12 protein-coding genes are annotated in these 17,115 nt (G+C 40.7%); 6 read left to right on the top strand and 6 right to left on the bottom strand.

The genetic code is table 11. The annotated features are described in order from the left end of the window. The first annotated feature begins 9 nt into the window (after positions 1 to 9). The 6 genes from BM386_RS10505 to BM386_RS10485 all read left to right on the top strand — a co-directional run bounded on the left by BM386_RS10505 (position 10) and on the right by BM386_RS10485 (position 9,349). A complete protein-coding gene (locus tag BM386_RS10505) occupies positions 10 to 1,026 on the top strand; it encodes a cytochrome d ubiquinol oxidase subunit II (RefSeq protein ID WP_091693554.1) in 1,017 nt (338 codons plus the stop codon). A 317-nt stretch (positions 1,027 to 1,343) separates the two neighbouring features. Then, positions 1,344 to 3,704, top strand: a complete 2,361-nt coding sequence (locus BM386_RS10500) for an ABC transporter permease (protein ID WP_091693551.1) — start codon at positions 1,344 to 1,346, stop codon at positions 3,702 to 3,704. 181 nt (positions 3,705 to 3,885) lie between these two features. Then, on the top strand, positions 3,886 to 4,704 hold the full coding sequence (locus tag BM386_RS23950) for an ABC transporter permease (RefSeq protein ID WP_244545502.1): 819 nt from the start codon (positions 3,886 to 3,888) through the stop codon (positions 4,702 to 4,704). Positions 4,705 to 4,770: 66 nt separating this feature from the next. Next, entirely contained in the window at positions 4,771 to 6,309 is a 1,539-nt protein-coding gene (locus BM386_RS23945; protein ID WP_244545501.1) for an FtsX-like permease family protein, read from the top strand. 177 nt (positions 6,310 to 6,486) lie between these two features. Then, positions 6,487 to 8,895, top strand: a complete 2,409-nt coding sequence (locus BM386_RS10490; protein ID WP_091693548.1) for an ABC transporter permease — start codon at positions 6,487 to 6,489, stop codon at positions 8,893 to 8,895. A 172-nt stretch (positions 8,896 to 9,067) separates the two neighbouring features. After that, entirely contained in the window at positions 9,068 to 9,349 is a 282-nt protein-coding gene (locus tag BM386_RS10485; protein WP_086498493.1) for a hypothetical protein, read from the top strand. A 101-nt stretch (positions 9,350 to 9,450) separates the two neighbouring features. Here the strand turns inward: BM386_RS10485 and purN are convergent, their stop codons facing one another. The 6 genes from purN to BM386_RS10455 form a co-directional block, all read right to left on the bottom strand. Further along, the gene (gene purN / locus BM386_RS10480; RefSeq protein ID WP_091693545.1) at positions 9,451 to 10,008 is read right to left on the bottom strand and encodes a phosphoribosylglycinamide formyltransferase; all 558 of its coding nucleotides are present in this window, start codon (positions 10,006 to 10,008) and stop codon (positions 9,451 to 9,453) included. A 280-nt stretch (positions 10,009 to 10,288) separates the two neighbouring features. Continuing rightward, the gene (locus BM386_RS10475; RefSeq protein WP_091693543.1) at positions 10,289 to 11,485 is read right to left on the bottom strand and encodes an ATP-binding protein; all 1,197 of its coding nucleotides are present in this window, start codon (positions 11,483 to 11,485) and stop codon (positions 10,289 to 10,291) included. A 183-nt stretch (positions 11,486 to 11,668) separates the two neighbouring features. Next, complete coding sequence (locus tag BM386_RS10470; RefSeq protein ID WP_091693540.1) at positions 11,669 to 12,910, bottom strand: glutamate-5-semialdehyde dehydrogenase; 1,242 nt, start codon at positions 12,908 to 12,910, stop codon at positions 11,669 to 11,671. Next, on the bottom strand, positions 12,903 to 13,985 hold the full coding sequence (gene proB, locus BM386_RS10465) for a glutamate 5-kinase (protein WP_091693537.1): 1,083 nt from the start codon (positions 13,983 to 13,985) through the stop codon (positions 12,903 to 12,905). The genes BM386_RS10470 and proB overlap by 8 nt, the downstream gene beginning before the upstream one ends. 165 nt (positions 13,986 to 14,150) lie before the next feature. Continuing rightward, positions 14,151 to 15,014, bottom strand: coding sequence for a geranylgeranylglycerol-phosphate geranylgeranyltransferase (locus BM386_RS10460; protein WP_244545500.1), 864 nt, complete (start codon positions 15,012 to 15,014; stop codon positions 14,151 to 14,153). Positions 15,015 to 15,509: 495 nt separating this feature from the next. Continuing rightward, complete coding sequence (locus BM386_RS10455) at positions 15,510 to 17,093, bottom strand: glucoamylase family protein (protein WP_091693535.1); 1,584 nt, start codon at positions 17,091 to 17,093, stop codon at positions 15,510 to 15,512. Between the last annotated feature and the right edge of the window lie 22 nt (positions 17,094 to 17,115).

Below are 17,115 nucleotides of genomic sequence, written 5' to 3'. Positions count from 1 at the left end.
ACTGTACTCATGCTATACGTCGTAATCATTTTCCTTTGCCTTGCTCTATTGATGTATGTCATCCTTGGCGGTGCTGATTTTGGCGCTGGGATTTTGGAGATTTTCACGCCAGCACGCATGCGTTCTCAACTTCAAGACACTACCTATAAAACCATAGGGCCGATCTGGGAAGCAAACCATATGTGGTTGATTATCGCCATCGTAATTCTGTTTGTGGGGTTTCCATCGATTTATACGACGCTTTCGGTGCATCTGCATATTCCCTTGGCTTTGATGCTGATCGGAATTATCGGCAGGGGAACTGCTTTCGTTTTTCGTCATTACGATGCCTATCAGGATGATATGCAAAAGGTTTATAATTTTATTTTCACCTATTCCAGCTTTATCACACCTTTCTTTCTCGGATTGATTTTCGGGGCAGCTGTGGCAGGCCAAATAGATCCAGAAGCCAAAGGGTTTTATGAGGCCTACATTCATCCTTGGTTCAATTTTTTTAGTGTTTCTGTCGGGATTTTCACTGTTGCGATTTGTGGGTTTTTAGCTTCCGTATTTTTAGTTGGCGAGGCCAAAAAGTCTGAGGTCAAAGCGTTTGTTGTGAGGAAAGCAAAGCTGTTTATTGTGTTTACTGTACTTACGGGAGGTTTGGTGTTTGCGGCTTCGATCATAGATGAAGTGCCTTTGGTAGGGTTATTATTGACCGAATGGATTACCATTGGGACTTTGGTGTTGGCTACTCTTGCGATAATTGCGCTTTGGCTAAATTTGAAAGAGGGAAGTAAATCGCTTGTTCGCTTACTGAGTGGTTTTGTCGTTACCGCTATTTTAGCAGCTTTTGGTTACCATTATTTCCCAGACTTGATCATCACCAAGTCAGGTGAAAACTTATCTCTTTTTAACTCCGCTGCTATTGGAAAACCCATAGATACCTTGGCTTGGGCACTGATGATAGGAAGTGTTTTTATTTTGCCTTCGCTTTTTTACTTATTGTATAGTTTTCAGGGGAATAAAATGGTTGAGAAAAAATAGCTAAGCGTTGGGTTTCCTTAATCCCACAAAAGTCTGGGGATCGAATTGAATTTGCCCGTTGGCGAACAAAACTGTCCGACAGCTAATTAGGATTAAATGGAAAAATGCCTTCCTACGCTTAATTAGGCAACTTTTTAATGGCATAAATCTGGAATTACTATTTGAAAGAACCAACTTGTTCTACCAGAGGTAGAACGATAAATTAAGTTACGTGATGTGGTGGGTTAGGCTATGCAGTCTGATTTATTGCTACTCAACTTTACCACTTTGCAAGCTATCAACTGTCAAACCTTAGTGTCTTTTAACTTTCCAACCTTATGCTCAAAAACTACTTTAAAATCGCCTGGAGAAATATCGTTAGAAGTAAAGGTTACGCTTTCATCAATATCGGAGGATTGGGTATTGGGATGGCGTCAGCTATTCTGATTTTGCTGTGGATACAGAACGAGGTGAGTATGGATCGGGAGCATTCCAAGTCGGACCGAATCTATCGAATGTATAACAGAGATACGTTTAGCGGCGAACTATGGGCATGGGGTACAACTCCCAAAATAATGGGGCCTACGCTAGAAAAGGACTATCCAGAAGTAGAGCAAGCGGTTCGGATCAATCATGCCAATTTCCTTTTCACGGTTGGAGATAAGAAAATGAACGAATCAGGTTCTTTCATCGATCCAGATTTTTTGGATGTGTTTGATTTTCCGATGCTGCAAGGCAATAGTTCTACTGCTTTGGAAGATCCGTATAACATGGTGGTCACTGAAGACTTTGCCAAAAAATTGTTTGGTACTGAGATGGCTGTGGGGCAGACAGTCAAGATCGATAGTACAGATATTTTTACAGTGACGGGAGTTCTGGAGAATTTGCCAAATAATACCCGCTTTCAGTCGGATTACTTTCTGTCGTGGGCTTACATGAAAAAACTGGGTTGGGATGACGAATGGTGGGGAAATAACTCCGTTGAGAACTATGTATTGCTCACAGAAAATGCTTCCCACGAGGCATTCAACGAGAAAGTGATAAACATAACCAAGGAACATACCAACGGTGAGAATACAGCAGACGTATTTAGCTACCCTCTTTCACAGATACACCTATATGGAAAAAGTGAGAACGGCCAGCTCGTAGGAGGAAGGATAGTGACTGTCCGAATGTTTGGATTTATCGCATTGTTTATTCTGGTCATTGCCTGTATCAACTTTATGAATCTGAGCACTGCTCGAAGTGAAAAGAGAGCCAAGGAAGTAGGTTTGAGAAAAGTCGTAGGAGCTAGAAAAACTTCTCTTATCGCACAGTTTATTGGGGAAAGCACGCTCATTGCGTTGATCGCGGGGGTTTTGGCAATCCTTCTGGTGGAACTGGCGCTTCCTTCCTTTAATATACTGATTGGCAAGCAGCTATTTCTTCCATACACTGAGGTGATTTTCTGGCTTCAGTTGATCAGCTTTATATTGCTTACTGGTCTTTTGGCAGGAAGTTATCCTGCATTTTTCCTCTCTTCGTTTAGTCCAGTAAATGTATTAAAAGGTACTTTTCGTTCAGCTGCTTCGGCGGTTAATCCCCGGAAAATACTGGTTGTGATCCAATTTAGCTTCGCTATTATCCTAATTGTCTCTACGATCATCATCCAGCGTCAAATAAGTCATGCTCAAAACCGTGAGTTGGGTTATAACCAAGATAATCTCATCTACATCTCCATGCAGGGCGATATAGAGAAGCATTATAGCGCAATCAAACAAGCACTTCTTTCTAGTGGCTCCAGTCTTGCGGTCACGCAATCGATGAGCCCGATTACCCAGCGCTACAGCGATGGTTGGGGTTATTCTTGGGAAGGTAGTACGCCAGAGGATGAAAAGCTTGATTTCATTCGGTTCAGTGCAGATGCTGATTTTATGAAAGTAATGGGAACCAATTTGGTAGAAGGTAGAGACATAGATATCTATGAATTTGCAAGTGATTCTACAGCGATTTTATTGAATGAAACAGCGATAAGAAAAATGGGATTGGAAAATCCTTTGGGGCAGATAGTTTCTGATGGAGAAGATAACTATACAGTAGTTGGCATCATTGAGGATTTTATTTTCGAATCCCCTTATGATCCAGTTAACCCATTAATGGTATTTGGACCTTCTTCCTGGTTCAGTTACCTGCATATCCGTCTGAATCCTGATCAACCTGTAGCAGATAATCTCGCTAAAATTCAGAGCGTTTTTGAAGAGTTTAACCCAAATTTCCCTTTTGAATACCAATTTGCCGATGAGCAATATGCCAGGAAATTTGATGATACCGCTAGAACGGCAAAGCTTTCCATTGTCTTTACTATTCTGACTATTGTGATTTCATGTTTGGGGTTATTTGGACTTTCCACTTACATGGCTGCCAATCGTCTGAAAGAAATAGGAGTGAGAAAAGTGCTGGGAGCAAGTGTAGGCAGTATATCACTATTGCTTTCTAAGGACTTCCTAAAGCTAGTTGGGATCGCCTTTTTGCTTTCAGTTCCTATTGCCTGGTATATCATGGATCAATGGTTGCAAAATTATGACTACAGTGTAGGAATCGAATGGTGGGTTTTTGTCGCAACTGGTACTGCTACGATGTTGATTGCTTTGTTCACCGTAGGTTTTCAATCCATCAAAGCTGCTTTGACTAACCCGGCTAGAACGCTGAAGAGCGAGTGAGGATTAGTATCAAGGAACAAGACATAAGTAACTAGTATCAAGTATCAAGACATAGGCACAAAGTATTGATTGTCAATCACAAAGTGTCTTGAATTAAAACTGAGAGTATTTAAGGATTGAATGATTGTTAGGGCTAAATTTTTCAATCTTCCAATCTTTTAATTTTCCAATTCAAAAAATTATGCTCAAAAACTACTTTAAAATCGCCTACAGAAACCTGCTCAAGAAGAAGGTGTATTCCTTTATCAATATAGTAGGTTTGGGGATTGGTATGGCTTGCTGTGTACTTATTTTCATGTTTGTGCAGGATGAACTTTCCTATGATAAGTACCATGAGAAAGGTGACAGGATATATCGACTTACACATGGTTCTAGCTCACCGGAAGAAGTGGAGGAAGGATCTGAAGCTGAGCCTTTCTGGGTTTGGCATAATGCTCCGGTTGGTCCGGCTATGAAAGAGCAATTTCCGGAGATTGAGAAGATTGTTCAGTTTTCCGGTCGATCAGATTTATTGTTGAGCTATGGGGAAACTACCCAGCAGGAGGATGGCGTATTTTTTATGGATTCCACGGTATTTGATGTGTTTTCCTGGAAGCTGATTGAAGGCGATCCGAAGACAGCATTAGTCGCGCCATTTAGCATAGTGCTTACAGAAAGTACGGCCAAACGATATTTTGGAGAGGATGAAGCATTGGGAAAAACGCTGAAAGGAAGTGAATCCTCAGGAAGAGCGAATGCAGGAGATTACACTGTCACGGGAATTATGGAAGATGTACCTGGAAATTCACATTTTAAATTCAATGCGCTTCTTTCTTTGAGCACGTTCAAACAATCCCGTCCAAGTGTTTTTGACGAATGGGGATATGTGGATTTCTATACGTATTTCTTGGTGAATGAAAGTTTTGATCAGGTCGCTTTTGAACAAAAGATCCCTAAATTTTTGGAGGAGAACTATCCGTATAAAGAAGATCCATATACAGTTCATGTTGAAGCGCTATAGGATGTTTATCTCCGAACTTCTGCTGACCGTCAGCCAGGAGAAACTGGTTCACTAGCCAATATCTATGTGTTTTCTATTATAGGTCTATTTATCCTAGGGATTGCGATTATCAACTTTATGAATCTTTCTACGGCCAGATCTATGGAGCGAGCGAAGGAGGTGGGAATTCGGAAATCTATTGGCGCAGATAAAAGCAGTTTAATTTTTCAGTTTTTAGGGGAATCCCTGATTATCGTACTTCTTTCCGGAATTGTGGCAATTTTCTTAGTGACTGTTTCTCTTCCCCTAATGAATAGTCTTACTGGAAAAGTATTGGTGGTCAACCAGATTATCAATTGGCAGACAATTCCTTTCTTTTTGGGAATAGTTGTTCTGGTTGGCTTACTAGCTGGTTCTTATCCTGCATTGATACTTTCGAGTTTTCGCCCGGTCATGATCTTAAAAGGAATTAATAAATCCGATGCAAGGGGAGTTAATCTTCGAAAGGGATTGGTGGTGTTTCAGTTCAGTCTTTCCATTGCCCTAATTGCAGGGACATTCATAGTTTACTCTCAGATGAGCCATATTCTTGATAAGGAAATGGGATTTGACAAGGAGCAAATGCTGGTGTTGGATTACAATTATGACGAGGATGTAAACAGGGTTTCTTCTGCTTTGAAAACAGAGATGGAAAACATTCCATCTGTGACATCAGCCGCTTTTTCGCGTAGCGTACCGGGTAGCTATTTTCCAAATGCAGGAACCTCCATTGAAAATCCTGAGGGAGAAATGATTCAAGAAGGGCAGCCTATTTTCCAGGTTGGGATCGATTTTATAGATCATTACAGTCTAGAATTAGTCGCAGGGAGATCTTATTCCAGAGATTACCCATCAGATTCCAGTGCTGCTTTGGTCATGAATGAAGCCGCCGCAAGACAATACGGCTATGCAAATCCAGCGGATATTATAGGAAAAAAGTTTTCCCAGTGGGGCAGGGAGGGCGAAGTGATTGGAGTAGTGAAGGATTTCAATTACATCTCCCTACACCGTACTATCGAACCTTTGACCTTGCCATTTGAAGCGTATGCAAGTCGGTATATGTCATTGAAAGTGACTGGAGAAAATCTTCCTGCGACAATTGACCAGATAGAGCAGGTTTGGAGCCGAATTGCACCTCACAGACCTTTTCTGTATAGTTTTCTCGATGCTGATTTTAACAAGCAATATGAATCAGATTTCAGGTTCAGACAGATCTTTACCACGTTCTCAGTCTTGGCGATTTTGATAGCCTGTTTGGGTTTGCTAGGCTTGGCTACTTACACTGCAGAGCAGAGAACCAAAGAAATCGGAATCAGAAAGGTATTAGGTGCAAATATCGGCAACATAGTAGGATTACTATCCAAAGACTTTATCAAATTGGTTTTGATAGCGATTCTGGTCGCTACTCCTGTTGCATGGTTTGCCATGAATAAGTGGCTGGAAGGATTTGCTTATCAGGTTCCTGTTCATTGGTGGGTTTTCTTGGTTTCAGGACTTTTGGCTGTTATTGTGGCTTTAGTTACAATCAGTTTCCAAGCAATTAAAGCTGCTATGCTGAATCCGGTGAAGAGTTTGAAAAGCGAGTAAGAAAGTATAAAGTATCAAGTACAAAGTATCATGATTAAGAGCCAAGAATCAAGAACCTAGGTTCAAAACTTCGATCCCGGTAATAATCTGACACACTTTACAACTTTATTACTTTCCAACCTTTGAACCCAAAATATTCCGATCTTCCAATTTTATATTCTTCCAATCTTAGAACAAATGCTGAAAAACTATCTTAAAATCGCCTTCAGAAATATCAGGAAGAACAAGCTCTTCTCTTTTCTGAATATTGCAGGACTGTCCATAGGTATGGCGGTTTGCATTATGATCCTGCTTTTTGTGAATTATGAGCGGGATTTTGATAGTATTCACACTAAAAACATTTATCGACTGGATGTGGTGCAGAATTGGGAAGGGATGGTGGCTCCACAAAAAGTCGCTTTGTCCATGTATCCTATGGGGCCGACTCTTCTAGATGAGTTTCCTGAAATTATGAACTTCACTAGGGTAAGGCCAGGAGGAGAATTGAGGTTTAAGAATCAAGAAAAAGAAGCTATTCTCTCAGAAACCATATGGGCAGATTCTTCCTTTTTTCAGATTTTTGACTTCAAACTTGTAGAAGGTAACCGAGCCACAGCTTTGACTGAGCCTTACAGCCTTGTTTTGACTGAGAAAAGTGCTGAGAAGATATTTGGTGAAGAATCTCCTTTGGGTAAAACCCTCACACTTTCTGACCAAGACACTATCTCATATACGGTAACTGCTGTATTGGAAAATATCCCTGAAAATTCCCATTTGAGATTTGAAGGACTTACTTCTTTCAGTAGCTATGTAGGTCCTCAAGCCATGGAGAACTGGGGTGGGAATTGGCTGACAACTTATCTCGAACTAGGAGAAGAAGCAGATATTGAGGCAATGGAATCAAAATTCCCGGCGTTTCTAGTTTCTCATATGGGTGAAGAAGGAGCAGGAGGGTATGAGCTTTTTCTTCAGCCATTAAGTGAAGTGCATGCCGGCTCTACAGATATCACTCACGATTACATCAATTATCAAAAATTTGACGGAGCTTACACTAGGATATTTTTCTACATCGCATTGATCGTGCTTTTTATCGCAGGAATCAATTTTGTGAATCTATCATCTGCCAAATCAGTAAGCCGTGCCATGGAGATTGGTGTGAGAAAAGCTTCCGGAGCTTCCAAATCCCAGTTGTACTTACAATTTATTGGCGAATCCATTCTAATTAGTTTGATGGCGATGGTGCTGGCGGTGATTTTCGTTTTTCTGGCTCTGCCATTTTTGAACGAGTTCAGTCAGCGGCAGCTAGAGTTTCCATTATTCAGTAATCCTCTTTTCCTAGTTTCAATGTTTTTTGGAGCTGTGATAGTAGGCATACTTTCCGGTTTATATCCTGCGCTTTATTTATCCAGTTTTAACCCGGTAAAGGTTTTGAAAGGCTCTCCAGTCACTGGAAAAAGGAAGGCTGATTTTAGGAATGTATTGGTTGTGGTACAGTTTAGCTGTGCTATTTTCCTGATTATCTCTACCTTATTTGCCTCTCGTCAAGTGAGGTTCATGCAGGAAAAAGATCTTGGGTTTTCCCACGAGCAAGTAATCACAATTCCATTTGGTCAGCGATATACAGATCGATATGAGACGCTAAAGCAGGCATTGCTTGGTAGCTCTCAAGTGCAGGAAGTCTCTGCGTCTGGACAGAGACTTGGCAATAATCTTCATCAGACTGGAATTACTTTTCATGGAGCAGGTCCAGCTATTAATTTGGCTACCTCCCAAGTGGTAGTAGATCCTGATTTTTTGGATGTTTACCAGATTGATTTGATAGCAGGGAGAAACATCAATGATAGTGAAGGGGACAACGGAAATACCTACCTGATCAATGAATCCCTTGCCAAGGAACTTATCTTAAAGGATGGAGAAAACAGAGATATCGAGTCATTGATTGGTTCTCAATTTGGATTCAGCGGAATGGACTCTGCCGGAAGATTGGTGGGAATTGTGAAGGATTTCAATTTTAATTCTCTACATCATAAAATTGAAACACTGACCATATTCAATCAGCGCAATTGGGGATTTGAAGAATTGTCTGTGAAAATAAGCGGTGAAAATGTTCCTGAAGCTCTAGCTCAAATAGAGTCTATCTGGAATACCCAGATCCCTGAACGGGAATTTGAATATCAGTTTTTGGACGATCACTTTACAGAATTGTATAGAGCTGACCAAACTGTAAATGCTATTGTGGGCATGCTTACGGGGCTTTCCATCTTGATTTCCTGTTTGGGGCTTTTTGGATTGGTCTCATTCACCTTGGAGCAGCGGGTTAAAGAAATAGGCATCAGAAAGGTTTTGGGTGCTTCCGTAACCACGGTTGTCGCCATACTTTCCAAGGATTTTATCAAACTGGTATTGGTTGCGATTGTAATTGCTGTTCCGGTTTCCTGGTATGTGGTAAATCAATGGATTCAGGATTTTGCTTATAGAATCGATATTGAATGGTGGGTTTTTGCCCTCTCAGGACTAGTTGCTATCCTAATTGCTTTGGCGACTGTAAGTTCTCAAGCTTTCAAAGCGGCGCTGAGGAATCCGGTGAAGAGTTTGAAGAGTGAGTAGAGTAGCTAGTAGCAAGACATAAGTACTAAGATTTTAGAGCCTAGAGTCAAGAACCTAGTGTCACGATGAAGGATTTCAATTTCATCACAATTAGAATATCAGATTAAAAAGTTTAAAGTAAACCAACCCACAATACATGCATCAATAAGTACACACTAAAACATCTAAACCCATGAGTCACATTGCCATTCCTATTCCGAACTTGCCAGGCAAGCAGAATATTGACATTCAAGTTATCATCAACAATGAGGTGAAGTCGCTTCATTACAAAGTGGAGTTATTTTATTGGGATGACTGTCAGAATCCCACGGCGCATCGCGCAGACTGCATCTCCGAAATGCTGACTAAACACGATCCAAATTGGACTGTGTATTACATTGGAGCACCTACGGATAAATTTGTTCCGATCACCTTTGTGGATCGGGAGAGTAAGAAGTGGATGCAAGTCCGCTGATTTCGGATTTATGATTTCGTTATTGCGAACTAGGAAGGAGGGCGGCACTCTGTTTTTGATATCCCTAAAGTGACGCTATAGGATGAAACCGAAAATTGAATCTATAATAGCCCCTCAATCACCTCAGGAAAGTGCTTGTGCTCTAAGGCGTGCACTTTCTCGGCGATGGAATCTGGCGTGTCATCTGAAGTGAGTGGGGTGGAGGCTTGGAAAACTATTCTTCCTTCGTCGTAATTTTCATTGACCAAGTGAATAGTAATGCCGGTTTCTGCTTCACCCGCAGCTTTTACTGCTTCATGAACGAAGCTTCCGTACATTCCTTTTCCTCCATATTTAGGCAAAAGAGCTGGATGAATATTCACCATTCGATCTGGAAAAGCTCTAGTCAATTCAACTGGGATTTTCAGTAAAAAGCCAGCCAGAATCACCCAGTCTATATTTTCTTGCTGCAATTTTTGAAGTAAAACACCAGCATCCATTTCTTTTCTGGAAAAAGTAAAAGTCGGAACGTCGAATTTCTTGGCTCTCTCCAACACAAAAGCATCAGCCTTATTGGAAGCTACTAATGCAATTTCGGCTATTTCTGAATTCTGGAAATGTTCCATGATCTTTTCGGCGTTGCTGCCAGATCCGGAGGCTAAGATTGCGAGACGTTTCAAGGTAGTATTGATTTTGGTAGGTTGTTGCGAAATTAAGGGAAATCTCCTGTAGGGCAGGGTAACCTTTGAGGTTTTTTTCGAACCTCAAAGGTTTTGGTGTTTCTGTTTCTCGCGACGGCGCTCCCGACAGCTGTACGTGAGGCGCAGCTAAAAGATTTTCTAAATATTCGAGGTTTTTGCAGTCTTTAATAATTTAGTTAAATGTATAGTCTCAGTCTTTCTGATGATTTCTGGCTTTTGTGATTTTCGCGGAAATTGTCATTTCAACGTTCAGCTATTTTCAATATAAAAACCCGAATAACCATAACGGGATTTTTCTTCCAAATCCAATTTCCATTTCATCCAGAGCTAAAAAACTATTTTCTAAATCTTTGATTTGGTCTCCGCTTTTTGATTTTCCACCGATTTCTACTGTCCAGTTTTCATCTATAAGAAAGTCTCCTTTCATAGCTAGCTGCAGTTCATGTCCAGAATTTGATAATTGATTTGCAAAAAAAGTTTCTCTGATAGTGCCTAAATTAGGTTGTGGCTGCAAAGCATACGCAAAATTCGTGTTTTCAAAATAAATTTTATCGGGCTTTTGCAGATAGTTTATTCCTCGATTTGGTTTGTTTATCATTCGAATGACTTTCGCATCTTGCAAATGAGCCAGAAACGAATAAACAGTTGTTCTACCTAACCCTAGTTTTTCTGCAATTTTTGAAATGTTAGGTTCAAAAGGTACAGAAACTGAGATTACTCCCAGGAGTTTTTTGATTTTAGTAATGTTAGATGATGAATATTCTTTGGCAAAAGCCAAGTCACTTTCCAGCACGGTATTTATTATCTGAAAAATCCTTGTATTTACACCTTCAGGTGATATTTGATTGACTATCGGGAAATATCCATAATTGAGATAGTTTTTGAAACTCGAAGTAACTTGGAATTTATCAATAAGAGTTGAGGAGATTTCTAAGTGATTTTCGATCACCTCTCCAAATGAAAACTTAGGTAATTCCAAGTTTTGGGTCAAAACCAAAAATTCTCTAAAAGACAGCCCGTCTAGGTTTTGTGTAATCAATCTTCTGCTCAAATCCGATTCACCTCGGTACAAATCCAAAGCAGATGAACTGGTGAAAATCACTTTTAGATTTGGAAATCCATCGTAAATGAGCTTTAACTCCCTTGACCAGTTTTTATATTTATGTACTTCATCTATCAATAGTAGTCTTCCTGAAGCTAAATAAAACTGTGAAGCGAGATCAAAAAGAGTGTTTTGATAAAAATAGGGGTGGTCTGCTGTAACATACAGCTTTTGGCTAGTAGGTTGTGGAGAAGAAATTAAATATTGAAGAAGTAAGGTGGTTTTTCCAACTCCTCGAATTCCCTTCAGCCCCAGTAATTTTTCATCTGTTTTGAGGTTTGAAAATAAGTATCTCTTCCATTCTAGGGATGTTTGCGATACTAAATTATGTTGGAATAAAAAGAGCTCTTCCATGATATTGTCTTGAAGTCAAGACAAATATATAGATAAATTGTCTTGACTTCAAGACAACCGGAGATAGAAATTGTCTTGGACTCAAGACAATCTTCCAATTTTTCAATTTTCAAATCCTCCAATATCGAATACCCAATGATGAATACTGAATACTGAAGTCCACTTAATACTGACCATTGAAAACTATTCTCTCACTTGTCCATTCCCTCTCACGATCCACTTATAGCTGCAAAGTTCTTTCAAAGCCATTGGACCTCGGGCGTGAAGTTTTTGGGTACTGATTCCTATTTCTGCTCCCAAACCAAACTGAGCGCCGTCTGTGAAAGCCGTCGATGCGTTGGCATAAACAGCAGCGGCATCTACTTCCAGTAAAAAGCGATCAATAATTTCCTGATTTTCTGCGACAATAGCCTCAGAATGCTTCGAGGAATATTCCGCGATATGATCTAGTGCTTCGTCTAGATTAGCCACAGTTTTGATAGCCAGTTTCAGCCCGAGGAATTCTGTCCCAAAGTGCGATTCCTCTGCTTTGGAAATCAATTCATTTGAAGTTAAAGCAGCAAAGGATTTCTCATCTGCAAATACCTGAACCTTGCTTTCCAACATAGGTTGGATTAACTCATTCAACACATTGAGATGAGATTCATGGATCACCAAGCAATCCAAGGAATTGCATACACTTGGTCTTCTGGTCTTTGAATTGAAGATGATTTCTTTTGCTTTTTCTAAATCAGCTGATTCATCCACATAGGTATGCACGATTCCAGCTCCAGTTTCTATCACAGGCACTTTTGCATTATCTCTGACGAAATTGATCAAGCCCTGAGATCCTCGCGGTATGATCACATCCACAAAACCAACTGCCTCCAAGAGCGCTTTTGTGGCAGCTCGATCTGCAGGTAAAAGTTGAAAGGCTTCTGTCGGCAATTCATTATTTTCTAAGACCTGATGGATCAAACTCATGATTGCGCGGTTGGAGTGGTCAGCATCTGAACCACCTTTCAGTACCAAGCCGTTTCCTGATTTTAAGGCTAGTGTAAATACATCAAAAGTTACATTTGGTCTAGCTTCATATATGATCCCAATCACACCAAGTGGAACGGTAGTTTTCTCCAGTGAAAGTCCATTTTCTAAGGTTTTACTTTCCAATACATGATGCAAAGGGCTAGGCAAGGCACTCACTTGGATGATTTCTCCTGCGATACTTTGAATGCGTTCTTCAGTAAGCAACAACCTATCATACATAGGATTGTCCTGATCCATAAGATCCAGATCCTTTTGGTTTTCCTCCAGTAAAAAGTACATGTTTTCAACGGCTGAAATTGCCAGGTTGTGTAAGACTTGGTTAACCTTCTCATTGCTGAGTCCAGTCAGTTTCCTAGACCCTTTTTTCACTCCTTCAAATATATATTGGTACTCAGTCATGATCGAAAATATAGAGGTAATCGTAGTGTATTAGTGCTTTTTGATTCTTTTGGCCGATTCGTTCATTGGCGACTTTGGAGGAATATTCTGCGCGACCTAAGCCTATTTTGTGACCTGTTTCATCGCGAATTAGTAAGATATCTCCTTTGGAAAACTCTCCTTCCAGTTTAATAATTCCAATTGGCAAAAGACTGCGGATAACCTCAGCCGTCAGCGAGCTTTTCGCACCTTCATTTATAGTGATCTCACCTACATAATAGTGCTCTCCATGTGCTAGCCATTTTTTAGCTCCATGCTTCGCTTTTTGTGGTTCAAACCATGTGCATCTCAAGCTTTTGTCAGCAAATTCGCCCAATACATTTTCCCGCTTTCCATTGGCGATAATCACTTGAATGCCTAAATCAGCTGATTTCTTTGCCATTGCATATTTGGTGAGCATTCCGCCACGTCCGAAAGAGGATTTGGATGCAGAGATATAATTAGAGACTTCAGGCATTTTTGAAGATACTTTTTCGATTAGCTCCGAATCTGGGTCAGAAGGATTTCCTGTGAAAATACCATCCACATTTGTCAGCAACATCATCGTGTCCGCGTTGATCATAGCAGCCGTCAGACTTGCCAGTTCATCATTATCAGTAAACATCAACTCGGTGATCGTGACCGTATCATTTTCATTGATGATGGGCAAAATACCCTGTGAAAGCAACGCCTGAAAGCAGTTCTTCATATTCAGAAAGTGCTTTCTGTCGCGAAAATCTTCCTTGGTTACTAAGATCTGGGCCACTGCCTGCCCATGCTTTTCAAAGAAGTTTTGGTACTGATTGATCAGGCGGATTTGTCCTGTGGAAGCCCAGATTTGTTTTTTGAAAACCGGATTGAGCTTTTCAGGAAGAGGAATTGCCTGTCTTCCAAAAGCCACCGCGCCTGAACTGACCAGTACTACTTTCTTTCCCAGAGAAGTCAAGTCTTGGATTTGTGCCACAAGCTTTTCCATGCGCTCCAAATCAGGAAGCCCATTTTCCTGAGTCAGTACATTTGACCCGATCTTGATTACCAGTAATTTGCTATCTAGCATGATTGAAAAATTTCGGTGAAAATAGGCAAGAAGGGCTGGAATAGCTAAAATTCAATGAATGAAGTGGGGTTGAGGATAAGAACTTGGTCATTCATTATTTCTTATTCATCATTCGATATTCAATTTTAATAATAAATGATGAACGTGTAATGTCGAATAATGAAGTTAAAGGAGCCCCATACTAAGCGTTCCAATCAACATCAACACTTTGGCCATTGTGCTCAATTGTGTAAAGTGATCTTTGCGATCAGCTATGTAAATTCTGTACATGAAATAGGTAAAGAATATACCTAGACCACTGAAATAAATAAAGATTATCGGGCGGTCAAGTTTGAACATTACAATCAATATCGCACAAACAAATACTGCCGCAATCAGGAAAATCACCGCTTTTGTTTTACGAAATCCCAACACAATTGGCAATGTTCGACAACCGTGTTTCCTGTCGCCCGGTCTATCTTCTATATCTTTAATGATCTCACGGATGAGATTTAGGAAAAATGCAAAGATGGCATAAGTCAGAACCAGCAGTTCGGATTTCTGAAAGTAGAAACCAATCAAATAGATGGATAACCCCGTGAGAAAAGCCACGGTAAGATTCCCTACAAAAGGTTCTCTTTTTAGATTATTGCTGTAAAACCAGAGGAGAAAAGCTGCAAGGAAATTGATTAAAGCGAATATAGGGCTCACCAGAAAACCAAGTCCGATAGCAGTGAAATTCAACACGGTGTGAAGAAAAATAACTACCCGGCGCTTAATTCCTTTTCCTACCACGACATTTCCAGGGCGATTGACGTAGTCGATTTTGACATCGTAATAATCATTGATCATGTAACCCGCTGCAGTGATCAATAAGGTTGAGATAATGATCAGATACAGTTTGTAATCCTGAAGAACAGGCAAACCAGCATTTGTAGTGCCCACCAAAAAGTAGGCTGTCATTAGCTGCGCGAATCCCACCATCAGCAGATTGATAGGTCTGCTGATCCGAAATAGTCCTCGGATGGAGATGGTTCTTTCCACAGTCATGGTATGCATACCTCAAAAATAGATTCAATTCCTGTCACATCTAAGGAAATAGCTAGGTATGTGGGAATTAAAAGGTTTTTTTACCACTGAGGTCACAGAGGGTAACGCAGAGGACGGAAGTAATCTTTTTTTTATTTCTTGTGAGAAATGATGAATTGAGTATTATCCCATTAAGCTATTCGGAGACAATTGAGAATTGACCATTGAATTTGATCATTGAGAATTTTTCTGCTTTTGATTAAAATGACCAGTGGCATTGATTTGTCCCGTCAGGGACAAACTATGGGTAGATAATTAATCGAAAATATATCCGGTTGTGCCTTTAGGTACGGCACTGTGATAGAAATTATCCGAATGCAACCTTGGATCAAAATTATCGGGCTGCGCAAAAGAAATCATCCTAGCCCCCTTTTGGAAAGGGGGAATAGCCGAATTGATCCTTAAGAGTTAATTCAGGATTCTTGTTTTAAAAGCCCCAACAACTAAGTGAAATTTCTATTTAGTAATACTAGGACTCTCAAAACCCAACTTCTTCAAGCCTTCCTGAACTTCAGGTGCTTCCATAAATAATTTCCACCCCAGCCCGGTTCTGTAATTTTCTATCATAGCGACCATCGGGCCTTGATCGATCGCAAGGTATCGCTCAGGATAATATTCATGCTCAGGACTCATTGCATCGTAAAAGCCGTATCGCCCCAAAACTTTCTTACCATAATTGTAATATAGATTTTTGATCACTTTCATGGATTCCTCAGGAGTGTAAGGAATGGAGGAAATCGCTGCTGTTGGAGAGATCACTCCGGTATCATTTCTGGGGAAATGCGCATTATAACCATTGATGGAATAGGAAGCAGTAAGCCCCCAGAGATCTTCACCGTAGCCAGCAAATCCGTTCGGGTTTTCTACAGCATGCGCCCTATTGATCAGCGTATGGTTAGTGTTCAGTTTTTGATAATCAGCGTATTGATCTTTCAATCCCATAGGATTAAGTCCCAAATAGGAATAATGTGCCCAAAAAAGTGGCCCGCCTTTTTCTTCTGCGCCGTTATGTTTTAGAATCAAGTCATATCCAAAAGCTTCCTTGTCTGATTTGATTCCTCCGCTTCTTGCCCAGCCTTTGTGATAAGCAGCTGGATCGATGGTGTGAGTAGGAGAGGAAGCTGCGAGTACATAGGTGATTAAGCACTCATTATATCCTTCCAGAGGGAAATTCATATCCCAGGCATACTCGGGTGACCAGTGCCAATACAGCACATCCTGCCCATCTCTTGTGTACCAAGTCCAGTCCATTTCCTTCCAAAGTTTATCTATCCGCTGGGCAACAGCTTTTTCTCTATCATCTCCATCTTTGAAATACTCCCGGACAGCAATCAAACTTTGCATCAGAAAGGCAGATTCGACCAAATCACCTCCATTATCTTTCTGGCCAAAAGGTTGAACTTGTCCTGTTTGTCCATTAATCCAGTGAGGCCAAACTCCTTTGAATTTGTCGGCTTTTTCCAGAAAACCCACAATCTTTTCAAATCTAGCAATGCCCTGCTCCTTAGTAATCCAGCCCCTTTCCATTCCTGCGATCAATCCAAAAATTCCCATTCCTGATCCACCTGTGGTCACTACATGAGCATCGTTTTGTGGATATTCTCCGTCAATATGAATCCGCTCAGGAGCCAGACCCGAATTGGGCTCAGCTCCATCCCAGAAGTATCGGAAGGTATAAAACTCCACCATGTCCAGAAGTTCTTCATCGGTCATCTTGTGGGTTTTGGAAGCAGCTTTTCCTACGATAGTAGAATCCGCGCCAGAATAAGCTCTGATCTCATAATTCAGATCCAGCTCCATCCCAAGGTCATTTACAAAATCCAGGTAAAGTGTGTCTTCCAGAATTGCTCTTTGGGTGTAGTGATCATTATCCATGCTTACCCACACGCCATAGGAATCTGCTTCTGGGTTTTTGTCCCAAGAGAGTTCCACATGGATATCGTATGGGGTGGCTTTGATGGTATTGGTTTTTTCTTCTGTTTTTTGGCAGGCAAAAGAGATTGCTGCTATCGCGATAAATTGGAGAGAGTAGTATTTCATAGCTTAAAAATTGGGTGAGATT

This window comes from Algoriphagus locisalis (assembly GCF_900116615.1).
GTDB lineage: Bacteria > Bacteroidota > Bacteroidia > Cytophagales > Cyclobacteriaceae > Algoriphagus > Algoriphagus locisalis.
Note: the sequence above shows the minus strand (reverse complement) of the source record. Positions and strands in the feature narration are given on the sequence as shown.